The following is a 22,941-nucleotide window of genomic DNA, read 5'->3' as shown; positions in this document are numbered from 1 at the left end:
TATCCTTTATTTGACTTGGGAGCAACCCCCGTCCGGTGTAATAGGGCAGTTCTTTGATTCTAACACTTCCGCAGAATTTCCTTAAATCCGATCAAATTCTACAACTGAAACCGAAAAATAATTTTTCTATTCCCTGAATCACAATCATCACAATCATTTGTTTTGTCCTCTGATAAACTATATTTTACAGGACTTACGCACCCAACCAAAGAAACCGGGTTTTTTTACAAAAATACTGCGTTGTGACCCACATATTTTCTAAAAAACCCGGTTTCTCGGGCCCCATGCGTAAGTCCTATTTTAATTAAACGGTTTCTAGTTTTCGAGCAATTTCACCAAACAATTTCAACATCAGTTAAATTATTATTGAGGGAGCTTGATATCAATGGTAAATAATCAATTTCCACCGGATTTTATCTGGGGAGCAGCCACCGCATCCTATCAGATTGAAGGGGCGGTTGGGGAGGGGGGCCGTCTACCGAGTGTCTGGGATACCTTCAGTGCCACACCGGGAAGGGTTTTAAATGGAGACACAGGGGAAAATGCTTGTGACCATTATCATCTTTATGAAACCGATATTCAACTGATGCTTGAATTAGGGATTAAACATTATCGATTTAGTATCGCTTGGCCGCGAATTATTCCTAATGGCAGAGGGGCGGTCAATCAAGCCGGAATTGATTTTTATAAACGCTTAGTTGATAGTTTATTAAACCATGGAATTACCCCCCATGCCACCCTATTTCATTGGGATAGTCCCCAGGCTTTAGAGGATTTATATGGGTCGTGGCGCAGTCGAGAAATGGCTCAGGATTTTGCCGATTATGTGGCGGTTGTAGTCAGTCAATTGGGCGATCAAATTACCCATTGGATGACAATTAATGAAATTCCCTGTTTTACCCATTTAGGCTATCAGGTGAATACTGTGCCACCCCATGCACCTGGAACCATTGTTTCCCGTCCCAAAGAAGTTTGGCAAACCTCCCATCATGCCCTATTAGCCCATGGATTAGGAGTACAAGCAATTCGAGCTAATTCTCCCGTTCCTTGTACTATTTCTCTAGTCGATAATTGTGCGGTAACGGTTCCAATTGCGGAAACTCCAGAACATATTTTGGCCGCCAAAAAAGCCTTTCATTTGTGTGGTCAAAATGGAGGTATTACAGTTCCCGCCTTAACTGGTTCCTATAGTCCGGCTTTATTAGAATTATTAGGCAATGAAGCCCCGGATATATTACCCGGAGATTTAGAGATTATTCATCAACCTTTAGACCAATTAGGATTAAATATTTATTCTGCCACCTATGTCCGGGCTTCAGATAATCAAATGGGGTTTGAATTTCTAGGACTTCCCAAAGGATATCCTCGGATGAATATGCCTTGGTTAAATATCGTGCCGGAATGTATTTATTGGGGAATTCGTCATATTAGTGAAACCTTAAATCGAGCCGATTTACCGATTTTAATTACAGAAAGTGGCTGTGCGGCTGAAGATGAATTAAACCAAAAGGTCGAGGTAATTGATACCGATCGGATTATGTATTTACGTCAGCATTTTAACTCAGCCCATCGGGCGATTGCTGAAGGTTATCCCTTAAAAGGATATTTTGTTTGGAGCTTAATGGATAACTTTGAATGGGCTTGGGGTTATCAACGCCGTTTTGGGTTAATTTATGTCGATTATCCCACACAAAAACGGATTCCTAAAGCTAGTTTTCAATGGTATGCTGAATGTATTCGGCAAAATCGGGTCGTTTAACCTCATTTTTAAGCCTATTAGGACTTACGCAGAAACCGGGTTTCTGAACCAGAAATCCAGATTTCATCCGCAAAATCAGGGCCAGAAACCCGGTTTCTTTGGTCTTGTGCGTAAGTCCTGTTGCCGTTAATGCAATTTTGGGTGGGTGATAGATGAATTCTGCTGTTTTAACGCTCTGAACAATAGAATTTCTCATAAAAGCTAGATGTGAACTACCCACACTTCTCTACGAGTAAGTGTGGGCTTCCAGTTTCAATGGGGATAGCATCTGAAGAAACAGAAGTTTCATCAGACGACTTACACCCCCTCAACATGGCAGTGTCGCTAGTTCCTAACGACAAAACTTGTACTGAGCGTAGTCGAAGTATCCGCAAGGCTTCATTTTTGATAAGTAGGTGGTCATAAATAAAGTCAATAATAGAAAAAGATTGTTTAGGATAATTCTTGAGAGTTACTCAGGGAATTAAATCGCAAGCGATCGCAGGTACAATCATTTCTTTCGTTTCTATCTTCAATGGCTTGAATCACAGCTTGGCTCAAATCATATTCATCTTCAAACATTCTTCCCGCCAGTTCATGAGTTTTTAATTGATGCCATTCTGGTTCGATTTCATTCAATTCAGGGCTATAAGCAGACAGGAAGAAAAATTCTAATTTTTTGTCTTGCCACTCCCTTTCTTTTTCTTGTATTTTTTGACTTTTATGGACACTGTAGTTATCTTGAATCAGTACGGTAATTTGTCGAGTATTTTGAAAATGCTTTTCAGCTTTTTCCGCTTGCCAATCTATAAATTTTATGTAATTCTCACTTGTAATTCCTGACAAACTTAAACCGTACTCAAAACTTTTTCCTTTTTCTAATACTCCAATTACATTCAATCTTTTTCCTCGCTTTTTCGTCTGGTTTATTTGTTTCTGCTTCCCCTTTTTTACATAGGTGTAACTCACAGGACTCCATAAACAAAAACCTGCCTCATCTAAATATTTTAATCTGACCAAACCCTCTTCTTCATAACGCTTTAACGTCTCCAAATCTCTTTTCTTGCTCGCTGTTTTTTCGGGATTCTGTTTTTTCTTTAAACTGGCTTTTGTTCTTTTCCAGCGCCAGTCTTTTTTTTTTAAGATTTTTCTAATTCTTTCTGCGCTTAGTGCGATCGCTCTCTCTCGCAGAAGTTTTTCCGACAGTTGACGGCTATTATAAGTTCTTTCATCTGACTCTATACAAGTTTCTAAATATTCTATATCTTCTTCTTTCCACCTCCGTTTTCTTCCCGAACGAGGAGCATCAAATAATCCTTCTTTTTCTTGATTTATCCATCGAGTTATTGTTTTTCTTACCATGGCTTCTGAACACCTTAAAGTCTGGGCTATTTTTGAGACCATCCATCCTCCATCACTAAACATTAATATATCTATTCTCTGCCTTGTTCTTTTCGGAACTTTCTCTTGCTGATACAGAGTTAGTAGCTCTTGTTTTTCTTCTTCTGTTAGTTGAATTCTTAACCTCAGTGGCATGACTATTCCTCTGATATTTCTTCATTTCTTATTTTAACTCTATTTATGACCACCTACTTATTTGAGCATTGTACAGAACATTCCCCAACCACAATCACTAATCGCTCTGGCTAATTTATGGTTTCTTACCATATTCTTAACTGCTAGATTTTCTACAGCAATCACTTGGTTTTCGTTCACTATCTTGCGGGATAGTTTGTGGAGAAAATCTTCCCGGCAACGAGAGATTTTAGCGTGGACTTTGGCAACTTTTAATCGTGCTTTTTGTCTACTATTACTTCCCTTTTGTTTGTGGGATAATTTCTGTTGTTTTCGTTTTAAGTTGCGTTGATGTTTAGCAAAATGTTTGGGGTTGCTATACTTGTCCCCATCGCTAGTAATCGCAAAATGAGTTAACCCTAAATCAATCCCAATTGCTTTTCCATTGGTTGATAGGTTGGGTGTTTCCTTGCCGTCATCAACTAAGATAGAAGCATAATATTTCCCATCAGGATTTTTTGAGACAGTAACGGTTTTAATTACGCCTTGAAATTCCCGATGGCGCAAACAATAAACTAACCCTACTTTACCAGGTAGTTTTAGATAATCCCCTTTAAACTTAACGTTTTGGGGATAACTGATTGATTGTCTACCATGTTTGGATTTGAACCGAGGTAATCTCGCCCGTTTCTCAAAGAAGTTTTTGTAAGACGTAGATAAGTTGAGTGCGACAACTTGTAGGCATTGAGAATAGGTATCTGTCAGCCAAGGATATTCCTTTTTTAGTTGAGGTAACAATCCTTGAATCACTTTTCTGGATAATCCTTTCCCTGTTGTTTTATAGGTTTCTTGGCACAAGTTCAGGGCATAATTCCAATACCAACGGCAACAACCAAAGCTTTTGGCTAAGGCGATTTGCTGTTCAGTATTTGGATAGATTCGGAATTTGTATGCCTGAAACATTGTCGCTTTCAAAACTCTTGGATGTACTTTAACATATTATTGTTAATTTTGTCGGGATTGACAAACGCAAAATTAACTTGGGGGAGTCCATGTAACCCACACTGATTTGGTGGTTATTTTTTTGTTTTGTGAAATTCAGTGTGGGACTTATCGCTCCCCCAAACCCCCTCGTCAGTTAAACAATTAATCAAATTCGGAAATTTTTAATATTTTTTTAAGGAATCAAATTTTGTTAAATAACGTTGAGCCAAGAGACTCCAACTTCTATTCCTCAAGTATGATAAAACCACAATCTTTGCCAAAACCAGAGTGGCATCATCTCCATTCAAACCCAAAAATAAAATTGGGTAGAGACTGATTAGGATCAGGGGTTACTTTGTGATGATGATCACATCATTAACTTGATTAAATCACAAAATTAACCGGATATCTGTCACTTAGTTGTCCTAGATTTCCACTAGAATTAAAACTGTAGAATCTAATTCTACTTTAATCTAACTTTTCTATGCCCCATTTGTAGGAACCTCAAAATGATTTCACCCAAACAAGCACAATTGATTCAATTTTTACGCTGGGAGTTAGCGATCCCCGCATCCTCAATTGCAACGGCTCTACGCCATCCAGAACAAGATTCTGGTCAGTTACCCATGATCCTATGGCAGTATGGATTAGTTACACTTGAACAACTTGATCGAATTTTTGATTGGTTAGAACGGTTTGGGAGCATGATGGAAGCAAAACCTGTAATGTATTCCTATCAGGATTCTTCCCCATCTTCCGTTGATGAAACCCTTGATATCTCGATTTCCCTGGCGGCGTAATTTTCTGCGGGTTAAACCATTTTGAGAAAATGTCTTAAATCCAATTTTTAAAGTTTTGTCTATGTTCAGATGTTTAATCAAAAGATTTCAACGATCACAATCCCAATTTAATTATCAGAAGTCAGCTTTCACCAAAGGCTGGCTTTAATTTTATTTAAGCGTTATAAATCCTAAAAAAAGAAGGCTTTCAAGGTTCAGCAATACCCACACCGAATGAGATCTTCTCTACAAAAAACAAAATTCTGATCCTGAGAATATCTGAGCCCGAGTGCTAATACGACCGGTTTCTGTTACAATCTCTGCGACGGTATAGAAAGGTGCAAGATAGACAGCAAAAATAAACATCGGTTGCATCAACAGGCGTGATGATGAACTTTGAACAGGTACTGGCAATTACCGATACATTGGTTTTCAAAAAAACCGGAAAACACTTGACTGACGCACAGACCGCAGTTCTTCAAGGGACTTGGTACTGTCAGAAATATCATGAAATTGCTTTAGAATATCGCTGCACTCCCGAATATCTCAAGCAGGACGTGGGGCCAAAATTATGGAAATTATTATCGGATGAGTTAGGGGAAAGAGTCGGGAAAAAGAATTTTCGCAGCGTAATTGAACGTCTTCCGGCCCCCAATTCCTCCCCCAATGCCCCTCCCGACCCGACTCCGACCCCCGCCCCCCCCAAGTCCTTGAACGCCTCCGAGGTGGACTGGGGAGAAGCGCCGGATGTCTCTCAGTTTTATGGCCGTCTTCAAGAACTTGCTCAACTGGAACAGTGGATTTTAGGCGAAGATTGTCGAGTAATTGCGATCTTAGGAATGGGGGGAATGGGCAAAACTTCGTTATCGGTGAAATTAACTCAAAAAATCCATTCTGATTTTGAATTTGTGATTTGGCGATCGCTCAGAAATTCACCGCCCTTAACCGAAATTTTAAGCGATTTAATTCAATTTCTATCCCCTAAAACCGAAGGTCGTTTATCTGCCGAAGCCGGCCGTCAAATTTCCCAATTAATCGAACTTTTAAGAACCTCTCGCTGCTTAATTATTTTAGATAATATAGAATCAATTTTACAAGAAGGAAATCGGGTCGGATGCTATTATCCGGGGTATGAAAATTATGGAGATCTATTTAAGCGTCTGGGAGAAACCCAACACCAAAGTTGTCTACTCATGACCAGTCGAGAAAAACCCCGGGAAATTGCCGCCTTAGAAGGTCAAACCTTGAAAGTTCGTTGTTTACCTTTACCCGGACTAGATACGGAAAATTGTCAAGAAATTATTCAAGCTAAAGGTGTCTATAGTTCCTCAGAACAATGGCAAGAATTAATTAAACGTTATGCGGGAAATCCCTTGGCTGTAAAAATTGTTACGACAACAATTTATGATTTATTTGCCGGGAATGTGGGGGAATTTTTAGAACAAATTCAACACGGAACCGCAATATTTGGGGATATTCGGGATTTATTAGAACAACAATTAGGAAGAATTTCCGAACTAGAATTAGAAACCATGTACTGGTTAGCGATTAATCGAGAACCCTGTACAATGGTTGATTTAAGGAAAGATTTATTATCAATTATTTCCCCCGTAGAACTGATCGAAGCCTTAGAATCATTGAGTCGGCGATCGCTAATTGAAAAAAGTAGTGGGAGCTTCACCCAACAACCCGTAGTCATGGAATATATTATTGAACGGTTGATTGAAAAAATCCTTCAAGACATAGAAGCCGAAACCCTAAATATTTTAAATCAATATCCCCTAATTAAATCCCAGGCTAAGGATTATATTCGAGAAAGTCAAACCCGTTTAATTCTGCAACCGATTGTTCAAAAACTCCTCAACCGTTATCGAATTTCTGGAGAACTTCAGCAAAAATTTCAAACCCTAGTTGAACGGTTAAAACAACAACCTCATTCCTCCGGTTATGGCGGCGGGAATATCCTGAATCTTTGCCACCATTTAGATCTCGATTTAGCGGCCTATGACTTTTCTCACCTCACCCTCTGGCAAGCCTATTTACAAGATGCTAACTTACAAAATGTTGATTTTTCCGGTTCCGATTTATCCCGATCTGTTTTTGCGAAAACCCTGGGAAATTCCCTCACCGTCGCCCTGGGAAATAACGGAATTTTAGCCACCGGAGACGCGGAAGGCAAAATTATTTTATGGACAGTCGAAGAAGGTCAACAATTATTAGTCTGTCAAGGCCAAACCGGAAGCGTCAAGTCCCTGAGTTTCAATTCTGATGGTACTTTACTGGCTAGTGGGAGTGATGATCAAACCGTGCGACTGTGGAAAGTCTCCACCGGAGAATGCTTAAACCGTTGGTCAGACCATCAAGGAACGGTAAATTGCGTGGGTTTTAGTCCCCAAGGCGATTTATTAGCTAGTGGTAGCGATGACCAAAGGATTCGGGTCTGGGATATTGATTCGGGACAATGTGTGCATCAGTTTATCGGTCATACTGACCGTTTATCCACCCTCATCTGGAGTCCCAATGGTCAACAGATCGCCAGCACCAGTGAGGATCAGACGGTCAAACTCTGGGATATCCAAACCGCCACCTGTTTACACACTTTCTATGGAAATGACGCTTGGAACTGGGCACTTACCTTCGTCCCTTCGGGCTCAACTCCGGGCAAAATTCATTTGATCGCCAGCAGTACCCAGGAAAAAACAGTTCGTCTATGGGATGTTAATACTGGTCACAGTTTCCATACGTTTGAGGGTCATCAGGACTCGGTTTGGATCGTGGTTTTTAGTCCCGATGGCGAACAATTGGCGAGTAGCAGCGATGACCAAACCGTGAAACTCTGGAATATCCGAACGGGAATGTGTTTAAAGACTTTAACCGGAATAGAAAGTCAGGTCTGTTCCTTAGCTTTTAGTCCCGATAGCCAAACCCTGGCCACCGGAAGTATGGATCGGATGGTGCAGTTATGGGATGTGCAAACCGGACAACGGTTGCGAACCTTACGGGGTCATCGTCATCAGGTATGGTCGTTTGTTCTGAGTCCCGATGGTCGGCGTTTGGTGAGTGGGAGTGACGATAATCAGGTGCGACTCTGGGATGTGGGGACGGGTCGCTGTCTCAAACAGTTACCCGGTCATCAGGACTGGGTATGGTCAGTGGCTTTTAATCCCGATGGTGGGTTAATCGCCAGTGGCAGTTATGACCGCACGGTCAAAGTTTGGGATGCACAGACGGGGGAATGTCTAAAAACCTTACATGGTCATAGCGATCGGATTCAAGCTGTGACGTTTAGTTCCGAGGGTATGCTACTCGCCAGTGCTAGTGATGACCAAACGGTGAAGGTTTGGGATGTGCAGACTGGAGAACTGTTACAAACCTTAGAAGGTCATCAGCGTTGGGTGGGTTCGGTAGCTTTTAGCCCCCGAGATCGGATTTTAGCTAGTGGGAGTAATGACCATCAGATCCGAGTTTGGAATCTGGAAACCGGTGAATGTTTGGCGGTTCTCGAAGGTCATAGTGATCGGGTTCATATTCTGGGGTTTACGGACAAGGGTTCTATTTTAGTGAGTGGGAGTTATGACCGTTCGGTAAAATCTTGGAATGTTCAAACCGGTGAATGTCTGCAAACCTGGCGGGGTGAACTCGAACGAGTCCAAGGAATTTTATTTCATCTCCAGGGAAAGGTTTGGGTGAGTGGCAGCTACGATCATAATGTTAAATTGTGGGATATGGCCACCGGGGAATGTGTGAAAAACCTAGAGGGTCATGATTACCCCGTTTGGTCGGTTCATAGCGATCGCCAAGGGTATTTTTTAGCGAGTGGAAGTCATGATCAAGGGATTAAGGTGTGGGATTTACACACCAATGAATGTTTAAAAACCCTACGCGCTGATAAGCCCTATAATGGCTTAAATATTACGGGTGTGACCGGAATCACAACGGCACAAAAAGTTACACTTAAAGCCCTGGGAGCTATTGATCTTAACCGGGATCAAGGTTCATAAGAAATAGCTTTACCGAATCTTTACAATTTATGCTTGATTTTTGCTAAATCTTGATAGAAGTTGTAATGATTTATCAATAGAATATATGTATTCATACAGAAGCCACACTCTACCTCAAGTTTTCAGTCATCCTTGGTTGATTCTTATTGAAATTTCTGCTGTTATTACACAGAAAGTGGGTTAAAGATAGCTGGATGTTGTGCTCGCCCTGATTCGGATATAACCATAGTCGGAGACAGATCGGAGGGAAAATCGCAATCTGACTAACTCTACTATCACCGACGGGTAGGAAAACGGACTCAAGGAGGTTAAACTAATGTGGGTTGTTAGTGTGGGGTTTTAATCGTTTTCTCGTTGTTTTTGATCCATCCCTAGAAAAAGAGGGGTTATACCGTGAATAGTTCGGGGTTCAGCCAGTATTACCATTCGTCAGATGAGCAAGTCATTTATGCTCATCTACAATACTGTGTTGATATTGAAAGCCCTCGAAAACTGATTCAGCGTTTCTTTAATCTGTTTATCCAAGGGGGGGAATACCCCGATTTAGCTGTTAATTTAGCCGTCGGTCGGATTGTTGATTCCGATTTAGCCAATATAGAATTTCACTATGTTCTTAACCGCAGTTGCTATATTTTAATTAACCGATGGCGCAAACAACCACGGGATCAGTGGGCGATTCCTGACCTGATTCATAGTTTTGAGCAAACACCCTCGGGTTTACCCTCCTGTTGGACGGCGAAACGCCTGCGTTCGTTAGTTAAACAATTTACTCAAACCGAACAATATAAAGCTCTCCGGCGTTTGAGTAAGGTTTTTGAAGAAAAAATTCAAGCCGCAGAAAATAAAAAGAGTGATAATGTCGAGGGTTTAATTAGTCGTTATCCCTATTTATATGATCATTGTTTTTTAACCGATGATAGTCCCGACGAACAGCGTCAGGAAATTCGAGAGATGCGGATGCAAGCTCAAGAAACTTTTGAACAGGATTTATCTCAATATCTCACCTTTAAAAATGCTCCTCGGGAACAACGGTTGATCTTACCAACTGTGGAAAACCCCACCCTATTAACCGACAAAAAATTGAATTTTGCCGTCAAACATTTTACGGGCAGAATTGACGGTTATCACACCTATGGTGATTTAGCCAAAATTTTTGTAAACCAAAGCCAAAATACGCGCACTTATCGCACGTTTAAAGAAGAATTTTATGAATATTTAACGGATGCAGTTGATACTAAATACGCAAAAAACCATTTTAATAACCGTCTGTATCGGGAACTCCAAGGAACTCTTTCACACAACGATAGTCAAAAAGTGAATGAGACTTTAATGGCGGGAACCTGTCGCAAGTTATTAAATTTCCTAGTCGTAGAAAGTCCCCAACAACCCCATCACTTTGTGTTTTTAGATTTAAGTAGTAACTTGGGTGTGACTCGTTCGATTGGGTTACTGTTAAAAATTGTTTTAATTTGTCGCAAGGTTAAATCAGATCTGGAAAAACGATTTTCGATTCTATTTAACCATTATGCCACTTTTCCCCGAGATAAAGTATTCTGGCTAGTTGAATCTTTAGAAAATCTCAATATTGCTTTTGGTCTTAACTGGGGAAAGTTAAAAGTATAGCGAGGAATAGGGAATAGGTAATAGGTAATAGGTAATAGGTAATAGGTAATAGGGAACAGGGAATAGTCACCTGATTAAGTATTTTTAGCAAACATTAAAGGATGGAATATAACTATCCCCAATTCGTAATTCGTAATTCGTAATTCGTAATTCCCTAATGACTTGGTTTTTCCTCGACCCGACTCAACATTGCTTCTTGGATATGGTCGTCATGTAGACGATCTTGAACCAATAACTCTCGCGCTTGTTCGTGGGTTTGTTCCATCGCTTGTTCTTCTTCGGCGACTCGGTTGAGCATATTTTCTTGTAGGTGTTCTTGGTGTTGGCGATCTTCTACCAAGAGTTCCCGAGCTTTATCTTGTAGATTCATATTTATGGACTCCTATAATTGGCCTATCTAAAATTCTTACATATTTTTAGTAAAATGTATCCTAAGTAACAGAAATTTTTATAAACTTAGCATTTCTCAGTATTTGAGTTCGGGGTTTCTCCCTGGTTATAACTGGCGATCGCCATCTCGTCAGAATTCAGACAAATTTTATTTTGTCTATTGAGAATAATTTGCATTTGAGCTATCCTAGTCAATAGAGGTTCACCGATCAAAGTCTAGGCCTTGATCCGTGGGCTGGTTTGTCCCCGTGATTAAAAATAGAGTTCAATCATGTCAACCCATTCATTAAATACGGAATTCAATCTGACTGGAACGATCCAAAATGTTGGGATTAAAGATGGAAAACCTAAAGTTATTACCCTGATGACTTCTTTGGGATTATTATTGATTGAAATTTCCAAACAAGCCAGAATCACCGGAATTTCTGATTTAGCACCGGGTTATCAAGTCAAGGTTACAGGTCGGAAAAAACAAGATTTTAAAACCGGAAAAATTAAGTTAAAAGCGACGCGGGTGCTTTCCAATTCAGAACCCCTATCCACTCTAACCCGATCATCTTCAATCAAGGAAAAGACTGATCAAGATGATCAAATCTCCTCAGATTTTATTAGTTCTGAACCTGCACAACTATCTCCGGTTAGACCAGCAAAAATCCTAATTTGTCAAAAATCCGATTGTCGTAAACGGGGAAGCGATCAGGTTTGTGCGTTATTAAAACAAGAGTTAATCCAACGGGGACTAGAAGATCGGGTAACTATTCAAAAAACAGGATGTCTGAAAAAATGTAAGTCTGGCCCTAATATTGTAATGTTACCGGATAAGACCCATTATAATAAAGTTGAAATCCACAAAATTCCAGGATTAGTTGAGCAACATTTTTAAAATAATTCAGGAAAGGGGAGATCACAGAAATCAGGCAGGATTTACAGAAAAAACAAAAAGAAAATCAAACATTTACCTGAAAGAAATAGGGTTTGGTGTTTTAACTTATGATTTTTTCAGAAACCTTCTTTAATATACAATTGTAGGAATTTAGAAGCGTTCTTGAACCAAATATCGTAGGCCGGATGCTAATTGGTTGACAAAATTCACCTCTTATGCTCTAGCTGAATGATCAACTTTAGACAGAAAATTAAGAATTGGGTTGCTTGCGTGTCCCAAGTGGTGAGATGATTGTGATGCGGTCTAAGGGTAATTCCAGAGCGACTTATGGCATAGAATCTATATCTATACAATCCGCGCTCACGCACTCACTAAAGTCTACAGATAACATAATTATGGTTTTTGCAGCCCAATCACTTGAAGAACTTTGCATTAATTCGATTCGCTTCCTAGCTATTGATGCGGTAGAAAAAGCTAAATCCGGCCACCCAGGACTCCCCATGGGTGCCGCGCCCATGGCCTTTGTGTTGTGGGATCGGTTTATGCGGTTCAATCCCAAAAATCCTAAATGGTATAACCGCGATCGCTTCGTACTGTCGGCGGGTCATGGCTGTATGTTGCAGTATGCCCTACTTTATTTAACGGGATATGATAGCGTCAGTTTAGATGATATTAAACAATTCCGTCAGTGGGGTTCTGTGACTCCTGGTCACCCGGAGAACTTTGAAACCTTGGGTGTGGAAGTCACAACTGGCCCCTTGGGTCAAGGGATTGCCAATGGCGTTGGGTTAGCCATGGCCGAAGCTCACATGGCGGCGACCTTCAATAAACCGGATTCTACACTGGTAGACCACTATACTTATGTCATCCTGGGTGATGGTTGCAACATGGAAGGGGTTTCTGGTGAAGCCTGTTCCTTAGCTGGACACCTGGGACTGGGTAAATTAATTGCCCTTTATGACGATAACCATATTTCCATTGATGGAAATACCGAGATTTCCTTTACCGAAGATGTGAGCAAACGGTTTGAAGCCTATGGCTGGCACGTTCTGCACGTTGAAAATGGGAATACCGACTTAGATGGTATCGCCGACGCCATTGCTAAAGCCAAGGCTGTCACCGATAAACCCACTTTCATTAAAGTCACCACCATCATTGGTTACGGTTCTCCTAATAAACAAAATACTGCTGGAGTTCACGGGGCTGCCTTGGGTACGGATGAAGTCGCCGCGACTCGGAAAAACCTGGGTTGGAACTATGAACCCTTTGAAGTTCCTGAAGATGCCTTAGCCCATACCCGCAAAGCCGTTGAACGTGGGGCTAATCTGGAAACCGAATGGAATAAAACTTGGGAAGATTATAAAGCCAAATATCCCCAAGAAGCCGCGGAATTTGAACGCCGCACCAGTGGAATACTCCCCGAAGGTTGGGAAAAATCCCTACCGACATTCACTCCCGCAGAAAAAGGTAAAGCCACTCGCCAATATTCTGAAGGCTGTTTGAATGCCCTAGCTCCGGCTATTCCCGAATTAATTGGGGGTTCGGCGGACTTAACCCACTCCAACTTAACGGAGATTAAGGGTTTTGGTAATTTCCAAAAAGGACAATATCAAAATCGTAACCTGCGTTTCGGTGTTCGGGAACACGGAATGGGGGCAATTTGTAATGGGATTGGCTTGCATGGTTCGGGATTAATTCCCTATTGTGCAACCTTCTTAGTCTTTGCTGACTATATGCGGGCGGCGATTCGTTTATCGGCGTTATCAGAAGTCGGTGTGATTTATGTGATGACCCACGACTCCATCGCCCTTGGGGAAGATGGCCCCACTCACCAACCTGTGGAAACCATTGCCTCCTTGCGGGTGATTCCTAACTTGTTGGTAATGCGTCCGGCCGATGGTAACGAAACCTCTGGTGCATATAAAATCGCCGTGGAAAATCGTCATCGCCCCACATTGATAGCTTTAACTCGTCAAGCATTACCGAATTTGAACGGTAGTTCGATTGATGTGGTCAGCAAAGGGGCTTATGTTCTGTCCGATAGTGACGGGACTCCTGATTTAATTCTGATCGGAACTGGAAGCGAAGTGTCTCTGTGTGTGGAAGCGGCCGAAAAATTAACCCAAGCCGGAACAAAAGTTCGGGTGGTTTCTATGCCCTGTTGGGAACTGTTTGAAGAACAAGATGCTGCTTACAAAGAATCTGTGTTACCGAAAGCAGTTACCAAACGTCTGGCTGTGGAAGCGGGTTGCAGTTTCGGTTGGGAACGTTACACGGGTAGCGAAGGCGACATCATCGGTATTGATACCTTTGGTGCTTCAGCCCCAGGTGGTGTGTTGATGGAGAAATTCGGCTACACCGTTGATAATGTTTTGGCTAAAGCGAAAGCGTTATTAGGTTAAATCGGAATTTAATTTGATTAAAAAGGTGGGCTAGACCTGCCTTTTTAATTTTGTGAGGTGGAAATAAATTAGGAATTATGAATTACGAATTAGGAATTACGAGTTAAGAATTAACAATTACAGTTATACTTTTGGGATGAACTTACGGCAATTTTTCCCTTTTTCAGCATCTTCTGTGACCCATTGGTCAAGGTCAGCCCGATGGTTACGGGGGATTACCTTTCTCTGGTTATTCATTGGCTTAATTGTGATGTTTTCTGCCTCCTATCCCATCGCCTACGCCGAACAGGGAGATGGATTATATTATTTTAAACGTCAATTAATTTGGACAGCCGTAGGTTTAGTCGGGTTTAGTTTTATTGTTCAATCTTCCCTGAAATTTTGGTTAAAAATTGCCCAATGGGGGGTTTTAATTGTTCTGGGATTATTGTTTCTGACTTTAGTTCCCGGGTTAGGAACTACTATTAATGGGGCTACTCGTTGGATTTCTATTGGGCCGATTCCGATTCAACCTTCGGAGTTAATGAAGCCATTTTTAGTCTTACAAAGTGCGCGTTTTTTTGGCAATTGGTATCGTTTAAATTGGCAAATTCGGTTGATTTGGTTGGGAATTTTTGGGATCGTTTTATTATCGATTCTTGCCCAACCGAATCTCAGTACCACCGCCCTGTGTGGGATGACTATTTGGTTAGTAGCTTTAGCGGCGGGACTGCCTTTTTCCTATTTAGGAGGAACGGCTTTAGGGGGGGTATTTTTAGCTATTTTAAGTGTTACTATTAAAGAATATCAAAGACGACGAATTTTATCTTTTTTAGATCCTTGGGTTGATCCGATGGGAGACGGATATCAGTTAGTTCAAAGTCTTTTGGCGGTGGGTTCCGGTGGATTGTGGGGTACGGGATTAGGATTGTCTCACCAAAAATTATATTATTTACCGATTCAATATAGTGATTTTATTTTCTCGGTTTATGCGGAAGAATTTGGCTTTATTGGGGGAATATTATTTTTATTATTGTTAGCAACTTATGGAACTTTAGCCCTACAGGTGGCGATGAAAGCTCGACAAATTGAACATCAATTAATTGCGATTGGGGTGATGGTGGTGATGGTGGGACAATCTTTATTAAATATTGGGGTAGCAACGGGTGTTTTACCCACAACGGGTTTACCTTTACCCCTATTTAGTTATGGGGGAAGTTCTATGATTGCTAGTTTAGCTTTAGCGGGGTTACTGATTCGGGTTGCTAGGGAAGAAAACCAAGCCCAGGTGATTTCTTTAGCTGATCATCGGTCAACCCCAAACCCAAGTCGCTGAATTTGGCGATCGCCAATCCCTTAAACAATTATATCTATTTCAGTTAAGAACAGGTCATAGAATCCAGGCAACAATTTAGGGATGCGGGCGAATAAAATTGAATTGGAATTGTGATCATAAATTCGGTTCCTTTTCCCAATTCAGATTGAAATGATAGCATTCCTTCGTGATAATCTTCAAGAATTTCACGGCTAATAAATAGTCCGAGTCCCGTACCTTTTCCGATGGCTTTTGTTGTAAAAAACTGTTCAAATAGCCGCATTTTTACATCCCCATCCATTCCTAACCCATTATCGGTAATTTTTACCCTAACTCTATCGGGTTGGATCAGTTCTGTTTCAATATGAATTATAGGAGTTTCCTGACCATTTTGCCATTTTGCTGTCGCTTCTTCCAAAGCATCAATTGCATTACCTAAAAGATTCATAAATACCTGATTAATTTTACCCCCATAACATTCAACTAAAGGCAAATTTCCATAGTCCTTTTGAATCATAATTTCCGGGCGATTAGATTTTGCCTTTAACCGACTTTTTAAAATTAATAATGTACTTTCTAACCCTTCATGTAAATTAATCGGTTTTACGGTTAATTCATCTTTCCTCGAAAAATTTCTCAGGGATCGGGCAATTTCAAAAATCCGATCCGCAGATATTTTTACGGAGTTGAAAACTTCCGGTAAATCCTCAATCACAAAATCCAAACTTACTCCTTGCATATAACTTGTAATCTCGGAAATGGGTTGAGGACATTGTTTTTGATACAGTCGCAGGACATAAATTAAATCTTGAATATAGTTATCAATACAATTAATATTTCCATAAATACAGTTAACAGGATTATTAATTTCATGGGCTAAACTGGCAATCAGTTGACCTAAAGAAGCCATTTTTTCCTGATGGAACATCTGCGCTTGGGTTTCTTTGAGTTGTTTTAAAGTATGAGAGAGTTGTTGGGCTTGAGCATAGGCGATCGCAGTAGTTTCACAGCTTTTTTTATACAAGAAAATTTGCTGATTTTCTAGTTCTAATTGTTCTGCCTCGCTTTCAAGCTGATATTGACTGACTACAGCATCTAAAGCATCTAATAATTGACCCGAAGCCGATTTTAAAATTAAATTCAGATCCAAATTATCCAGTCCCAAATTCTGATCTGGTGTATTTAACAAAGATTTAGCGGCAGTAATATAATCGCGAACCTGTTGATCCAGATTATGGGGAGGTAGATAATATATTTTATGAATGTCTGAGGATAGAGTAGATTTTAAACTGTGATTAAACTGACCGGAAATTAACATTTGATGAGATTCCTCAAAACTGTGGAGATTCTCTTGTAAAATCCTGATAATCTGCTCTCTTTCCCCTAAATTTTTATGATTAACTAACCTCAAACAAAATAAAGCAATTCGTTGAGATAACATTCGTTGACGACCACTGAGATTAATGATTGCTGCACTAATATTTTGAACTGCATGAATTTCATCGAGATTAAAATAATCATCAAGTTTAATCATGGCTAACCCTTCCTCACTTGCTAATAATTGATTATGTCCTTGAATTAACTCAACAAAGACTAATCTTGATTCCCTATATCTCAATTGTCTAAACTTATTGCCCTATTGTTTGTATCGATTATTACACTGCTCTAGGGGGAATTTCTCTCCCATAAAATTAAAATAGGGTTTAGAACAATAGCTAGAGGAGTTGTTAACGCCACTATTACTATTCCAAACCCTATTAAAAGTCAAATAGGGCTTACGTAAAGAAACCGGGTTTCTAGGGAAAATATGAAGGTTTTTCACTAGATATCTAACAAGAAACCCGGTTTCTGACCTCGCGTGCGTAAGTCCTGTTAAATTGCTTTTAGCTCGAGGTTACGGTTTTTTGATTTCCCGGGCAAGATTCCGATACATATCCATGCTGCTGTCAGCCCGACGGCGTTCACTCTTGCTAGATGGTTCCTCCGTCACCGAATTAGAAGCCGTTGAAGAACTCTGTGGCTTTGCTTTGGTGGATTTAGGGGCCTCAACTTCAACGGGGAAAGTCTTTTTCACCGCCGGCATATTCTTGAATCGATCCACATCCCCCAGACCTTGGGCCGTATTACCCTCCAGATAGAAACCACTGCCCGTTTCTTCAGGGGGTTTAGAATCTCCTTTTTTGCCAAACAAGCCGAATAATGCCATCTTGACCCTCCCGCTAATTTCAGTTGCGGATAATTTTAAGTTTTATAACATTTTATCAGAAATTGCCTTTAATCTTTATTTGTTGTTGCTGCTAAAGCCCAAGAATTTAGCGGGCTAAAGCCCAACAACGAATTAAGGGCAATTATGGGACTGAAGCAGAGCTAAAACTTTCTTAACACCTTCGGGAAAAATCACCACCAGACTACCCGGAGTTGCTTCACCTAGAGCAGTTTCAATCGCTTTTACTTCTTCGAGAATAATCTCATAATCAAAATCAGGATTTTCCTGTTTAACCCCAATTTCAATATATTTAGCCACATCTCCCCGGGGACAGCCGCGATTATCCTCGTCTTCCTTAATAATAATCCGCTCGAACATTTGGGCAGCCAATCGTCCTAATTCGATAAAGTCTTCTGGGCGACGGTCTCCCGGGGCACAGACCACCCCAATCCGTTTACCATCGGGCCAGTTGCGAACAAACTCCAGAATCGCTTGAAAACTAGCACGGTTATGGGCATAATCGAGTAGAACATGGAAGGACTGATAGGGAATTAAATTCATCCGTCCGGGGGTTTGTTCCACCGACATCTGAAATGTCCGTAACCCCTGACTAATCTCCTCAATGCTGACTCCCTGGACATAGGCGGCTAAACTGGCGGCGAGGGCATTGGCTATCATAAATGGTGCTAACCCCCGTAAGGTGAGGGGAACATTAGTCATCTGTTCCACCCGAATCATTTGATCTGCTTTTAAAAAGGATAAATAACCGGATTCATAAATCGCAGCCACTCCTCCTTGAGCAATGTGTTGACTCACAATGGGGTTATCGGGGTTCATGGAAAAATAAGCCACTTTCGCCTTTACCTGTGATGCCATGGCAACCACTAAAGGATCATCGGCATTTAACACCGCATACTCACTCGCCACCCTGGCCACAACGCTTTTTACCTCTGCCATCTCCTCGACGGTGTTAATATCCTGTAACCCCATATGGTCTTCGGAAACATTCAAGACCACGCCCACATCACAGCGAGCAAACCCCAATCCAGACCGGAGAATCCCTCCCCGGGCGGCTTCTAATACGGCCAGTTCCACGGTCGGATCATTTAAAATTAAGGCGGCACTTTGAGGCCCGGTATTATCTCCGGCTTCTGCTAAAAAGTCTCCGATATAAGTCCCGTCGGTGGTAGTAAAACCTACAACTTTTTTGGTTTCTTTAAGAATATGGGCAATTAAACGGGTGGTAGTAGTTTTACCATTAGTTCCGGTAATGGCGGTAATCGGAATCTGACTGGAGGTTCCGGGGGGATAGAGCATATCCACAATCGGAACTGCCACGTTCCTGGGTGTGCCTTCATTGGGTTGAATGTGCATCCGTAACCCGGGAGCGGCGTTAACTTCCACAATCACCCCGTCCACTTCTCGCAGGGGGCGACTAATATCGGGGGCGGTAATATCAATTCCAGCAATATCTAAGCCAATAATTTGGGCGGCGCGTTCGGCAATCCAAATATTTTCTGGGTGAATTTCATCGGTTTTATCAATGGCAATCCCCCCCGTACTTAAATTAGCAGTGGCTTTGAGGTAACAAATTTCTCCTTTTTTGGGAACACTTTCTAAGCGATAGCCCTGTTGTTTTAAAATATCAATACTGTTGCGATCAATTTCAATCCGAGTTAACATATTTTCGTGGCCACTACCTCGACGGGGATCAAGGTTGGTTTCTTCGACTAATTCCACTAAATTTGAACGACCATCTCCGATAACATGGGCTGGAATTCGTTGGGCAACCGCCACTAATTTTCCTTGAACTACTAATACCCGATAGTCATTTCCTTTATAGAATCTTTCAACAATTATACTCCCAATTTTTGATTCATTTTTAGCCATTGCATAGGCTTTTTCTGCCTCATGCCAAGTTTGAATATCTAGGGTAATTCCCCGACCATGATTCCCGTCTAGGGGTTTTAAAACAATCGGAAATCCCCCAATATCATCAATAGCATTTTCTAAATCATCTAAACTATCAATAACGGTTCCCTTGGGCACGGGTAAACGGGCTGCATCCAGGAGGGTTTTTGTACCTTCTTTATCTCCAGCAAATTCAATGCCTAAAATACTGGTTCCATCGGTTTGGGAGGCTTGAATTCGTCGTTGTTGTTTGCCATAACCCAGTTGAATAACATGGCGGGCGGGTAATTCTTTCCAGGGAATTCCACGGGCTTCGGCTTCTTGAACAATGGCTTCCGTTGTCGGGCCAAGTTGAGCGGCTAAGAAAATTTCTTGTAAGTCTTCTAAATCCTGTCTTAGTTCGGTTTCCCGATAAAATCCATGATCAATTAAACGATGGCATAATCTTACTGCCGCCCTAGCTGCATAGCGTCCCGCTTCCGGGATTTTATATTCAAAGATAACTCTCTGGACTCCGGGTTGGGAACTCCCCCGGGTACAGCCAAATTCCACGGGCATTCCGGCTAATCTTTGCAATTCTAGGACAAGTTGTAGAATCACATCCGTGATCAAGATTCCAGTTTTTAGATTTGTCAGGAAATCTTGATATTTTGGTTGGGTTAAATGGGGGAAAATCTCACAAAGTCCATCGGAGAAATCCACAATTTCATGGGTGTAGCGATTATCCTTTTCTAAATCGAGATGAATAATAATCAGATTGTGAACATCAATACTCCAAAAATTAGGCCCTGATAGGGTTTGAGTTTTTATAATTTTCATTGGTATTCCCTCCTAAGCTGATGAATACGGTCATTTCGGCCAGTCAACATCGTGATGGATTATCCCACAATTTCAGACAATATAAACACCAAGATTCCTGAAGTTGGGTAAATTGTCAAAAATTTAAGGAAAATATTAGATTCTGTTAAAACTTGATCATCAGCCTCGGAAGTCCCTTTAGCAATAATTCACTGATTTATGATTATTTAAACGCTGATGTTGGTTTTTATTTGGACAAAATTACCTGCAATATCTGAAGCATATAGGAGTAATTTTTTCTGGCTATTTTAAGAATTAATAGAAATATAATTACCTTGATCAATAAACCGTTTGATCCAAGATTGAATAGCCGGAAATGAAGTTAATTTAAAACCTCCTTCTTCGGCAACATGGGTATAAGCAAATAAACTGATATCGGCAATAGTATAGCGATCGCCTACAAAAAAACGATGAGTTTCTAAATGGTTTTCCATAACTTGTAAGGCTGCATAACCTGGTTGACGTTTTTGTTCTAATGCTTGTTGATAGTCCTGAGCTTTTCCTAAAATTTTGATCCAATAGCGGGAGGTGGCAATATAAGGTTCATGACTATATTGTTCAAAAAACATCCATTGCAGCACTTGAGTTTGTTCAAAGCGATGATCTGGAAAAAACTGTGTTCCTTGACTTAAATAAAATAAAATAGCATTTGATTCTGCTAAAAATTGTCCGGTTTCTAATTCTAAAACGGGAACTCGTCCGTTATAATTTTTCCTCAAAAATTCAGGTGTGCGACTTTCTCCTTTGACAATATCAATTTCAATACGTTCAAAGGGAAGATGCAGTTGAGTTAACAGCAAACGAACTTTATAGCAATTTCCAGAGGTGGAATACTCATACAACCTGAACATAGAATTTATACTCCTTTTAAAGTCACAATTGATTAACTTAAATATACCATTAAACCATTAAGACTCAGATATCTCTATCTCAAAGATGTTGACAAATTCAAAATTACATGGTAAGCATAGTTGATTTTGCAGCTATTCTAAAATTTAATCAAATTTGTGGGCGATCAAGATCAGATTCCGCTCTACAAATGATATAAAAATATCAATAAAATAGCTGTATCATCAATAAATCGAGGTTAACGATTTACGGACACAAGGAGCGATCAATGGCTCAAAAAACGATGAATAAAACCCAATTGGAATTCTCAGAAGTTCCGATCGCCAAAGCACCGATATCGGTAGAAGCCTATGCCGATGAACTGATGGACGACATTTTTTCCGATGTGGATCGGGTGATCCAGGGACAATCTCGGCTCCCGAAAGAAGCGGTAAAACCGGAATTTGTCTCCCTAAAATCGATTAAAGTCCCTCAAATTATTCTACCTCCGATGCCACGGGAGGAGGCAGAAGACCCCGACAAATTACGGGATGCGAGTGTGAAAAAGTCCGCTCCCTCCTTGGATCGGATTCTATTAATTGCGGCGTTTTCCTCATTATTTATTACTCTATTATTATGGTTGGCTACCCGAGGGGGTTTGGGCCGTTTATTTGCCCCCGAACCCGTGGCCGTAGCCCCCGAACCCGTCTTAGATGCTAAGACAAAAGCGGATATTCAATTTTCCAATTATATTCAGCGATCGCTCACCAATATTGAACAACGGAATCAACAAACCGGGCTAGGGTTGCCCCTGTTGCCTCCTCCCGTTGCCAATGCCACCTTACCGACCTTGCCCGTTCCGGCAACTCCCACCGTGGCTCCCGTGGCTCCGGCGGTGGATACCAATAACCTCGTCGCCGCGATTAACCGAGTGGCTGGGGCGATCCAGGATGCCTCTAATCAAACGGCCTCTCTATCTCAACAGGTGATGAACAGCTTGGCCAAGGGACAACAAACCCCGCCCCCGGCTCCGGTTACGGTTCCTGGTGGCAGGGGTTCGGGTTCTGCCCCCGCAGCAGCCCCTAAAGCCACGGCTTCAGCCCCCGCCACCGCCCCCAAACCAGCCACACCCACCCAAGTCACTCCCTCAACCCCTCAAGTTCGGCAGGAAGTCCCAGCAGCAACTATTCCCTTACCTCCCCCACCGGCGGTGACGGAAACCCCCACAGAACAGCCGACAGCAGTTAATCCAGCACCCGTAACCGCCCATACCTTAGTGGGTATTTTGGAATTGGGCGATCGTTCCGCGGCTCTGTTTGAAATTAATGGAGTCGCTCGTCGGATTTATGTGGGTGAAACCATTGGTGCCAGTGGTTGGTCACTGGTGGAAGTTGTTAACCAAGAAGCGGTTATTCGTCGGAATGGCGAGGTTAAAACAATCTTTGTGGGACAACAATTCTAAATTGGTGAATCCCTGTGGAGAGACGCGCTATGGAGAGAGACGCGCCGTGGCACGTCTCTACTGTCCC

Annotated in this window: 14 protein-coding genes and 1 pseudogene; 8 read left to right on the top strand and 7 right to left on the bottom strand. The window is 41.4% G+C overall.

Annotation, left to right across the window (positions count from 1 at the left end; all coding sequences use genetic code 11):
* Window positions 1-385: 385 nt before the first annotated feature.
* Window positions 386-1,759, top strand: a complete 1,374-nt coding sequence (locus PL9631_RS25090; RefSeq protein ID WP_083624676.1) for a GH1 family beta-glucosidase — start codon at window positions 386-388, stop codon at window positions 1,757-1,759.
* Window positions 1,760-2,191: 432 nt separating this feature from the next.
* Here PL9631_RS25090 and PL9631_RS25085 read toward each other — a convergent pair whose 3' ends face one another.
* Together PL9631_RS25085 and PL9631_RS25080 are read right to left on the bottom strand one after the other, a co-directional pair.
* Complete coding sequence (locus PL9631_RS25085) at window positions 2,192-3,274, bottom strand: IS630 family transposase (RefSeq protein WP_083616166.1); 1,083 nt, start codon at window positions 3,272-3,274, stop codon at window positions 2,192-2,194.
* A 60-nt stretch (window positions 3,275-3,334) separates the two neighbouring features.
* Window positions 3,335-4,216: pseudogene (locus PL9631_RS25080) on the bottom strand (RNA-guided endonuclease InsQ/TnpB family protein); the annotation flags it as partial.
* Between the two features lie 530 nt (window positions 4,217-4,746).
* Between PL9631_RS25080 and PL9631_RS26875 the strand changes: the two are divergent.
* The 3 genes from PL9631_RS26875 (at window position 4,747) to PL9631_RS25065 (ending at window position 10,640) form a co-directional block, all read left to right on the top strand.
* Window positions 4,747-5,037, top strand: a complete 291-nt coding sequence (locus PL9631_RS26875) for a DUF2949 domain-containing protein (protein ID WP_231516855.1) — start codon at window positions 4,747-4,749, stop codon at window positions 5,035-5,037.
* 365 nt (window positions 5,038-5,402) lie between these two features.
* On the top strand, window positions 5,403-9,017 hold the full coding sequence (locus PL9631_RS25070; RefSeq protein ID WP_083624675.1) for a WD40 domain-containing protein: 3,615 nt from the start codon (window positions 5,403-5,405) through the stop codon (window positions 9,015-9,017).
* A gap of 393 nt (window positions 9,018-9,410) precedes the next feature.
* Window positions 9,411-10,640 (top strand): hypothetical protein, encoded by a 1,230-nt coding sequence (locus PL9631_RS25065; RefSeq protein ID WP_083624673.1) that lies wholly within the window; start codon window positions 9,411-9,413, stop codon window positions 10,638-10,640.
* Window positions 10,641-10,794: 154 nt separating this feature from the next.
* Here PL9631_RS25065 and PL9631_RS25060 read toward each other — a convergent pair whose 3' ends face one another.
* Window positions 10,795-11,010, bottom strand: coding sequence for a hypothetical protein (locus PL9631_RS25060; RefSeq protein WP_083624671.1), 216 nt, complete (start codon window positions 11,008-11,010; stop codon window positions 10,795-10,797).
* Between the two features lie 291 nt (window positions 11,011-11,301).
* Between PL9631_RS25060 and PL9631_RS25055 the strand changes: the two genes are divergently transcribed.
* From PL9631_RS25055 to PL9631_RS25045, 3 genes are all read left to right on the top strand, one after another.
* Window positions 11,302-11,913, top strand: a complete 612-nt coding sequence (locus tag PL9631_RS25055; RefSeq protein ID WP_083624670.1) for a (2Fe-2S) ferredoxin domain-containing protein — start codon at window positions 11,302-11,304, stop codon at window positions 11,911-11,913.
* 395 nt (window positions 11,914-12,308) lie between these two features.
* Window positions 12,309-14,315: a transketolase gene (tkt, locus tag PL9631_RS25050; protein ID WP_083624668.1), complete on the top strand. Its 2,007-nt coding sequence runs from the start codon at window positions 12,309-12,311 to the stop codon at window positions 14,313-14,315.
* Window positions 14,316-14,451: 136 nt separating this feature from the next.
* Window positions 14,452-15,630: an FtsW/RodA/SpoVE family cell cycle protein gene (locus PL9631_RS25045; protein WP_083624666.1), complete on the top strand. Its 1,179-nt coding sequence runs from the start codon at window positions 14,452-14,454 to the stop codon at window positions 15,628-15,630.
* Window positions 15,631-15,673: 43 nt separating this feature from the next.
* Here the strand turns inward: PL9631_RS25045 and PL9631_RS25040 are convergent, their stop codons facing one another.
* The 4 genes from PL9631_RS25040 to PL9631_RS25025 form a co-directional block, all read right to left on the bottom strand.
* The gene (locus PL9631_RS25040) at window positions 15,674-17,227 is read right to left on the bottom strand and encodes an ATP-binding protein (protein WP_231516854.1); all 1,554 of its coding nucleotides are present in this window, start codon (window positions 17,225-17,227) and stop codon (window positions 15,674-15,676) included.
* A gap of 276 nt (window positions 17,228-17,503) precedes the next feature.
* The gene (locus PL9631_RS25035; RefSeq protein WP_231516853.1) at window positions 17,504-17,815 is read right to left on the bottom strand and encodes a hypothetical protein; all 312 of its coding nucleotides are present in this window, start codon (window positions 17,813-17,815) and stop codon (window positions 17,504-17,506) included.
* A gap of 132 nt (window positions 17,816-17,947) precedes the next feature.
* Window positions 17,948-20,545, bottom strand: coding sequence for a cyanophycin synthetase (gene cphA, locus PL9631_RS25030; protein ID WP_083624662.1), 2,598 nt, complete (start codon window positions 20,543-20,545; stop codon window positions 17,948-17,950).
* Window positions 20,546-20,832: 287 nt separating this feature from the next.
* Complete coding sequence (locus tag PL9631_RS25025) at window positions 20,833-21,435, bottom strand: glutathione S-transferase family protein (RefSeq protein WP_083624660.1); 603 nt, start codon at window positions 21,433-21,435, stop codon at window positions 20,833-20,835.
* A 266-nt stretch (window positions 21,436-21,701) separates the two neighbouring features.
* Here PL9631_RS25025 and PL9631_RS25020 point away from each other — a divergent pair, with 266 nt between their 5' ends.
* Window positions 21,702-22,874: a hypothetical protein gene (locus PL9631_RS25020; RefSeq protein WP_156090701.1), complete on the top strand. Its 1,173-nt coding sequence runs from the start codon at window positions 21,702-21,704 to the stop codon at window positions 22,872-22,874.
* The last annotated feature ends 67 nt before the right edge of the window (window positions 22,875-22,941 follow it).

Origin of the sequence: Planktothrix paucivesiculata PCC 9631 (assembly GCF_900009265.2) — a bacterium.
In the GTDB taxonomy this organism is placed as follows: domain Bacteria; phylum Cyanobacteriota; class Cyanobacteriia; order Cyanobacteriales; family Microcoleaceae; genus Planktothrix; species Planktothrix paucivesiculata.
Note: the sequence above shows the minus strand (reverse complement) of the source record. Positions and strands in the feature narration are given on the sequence as shown.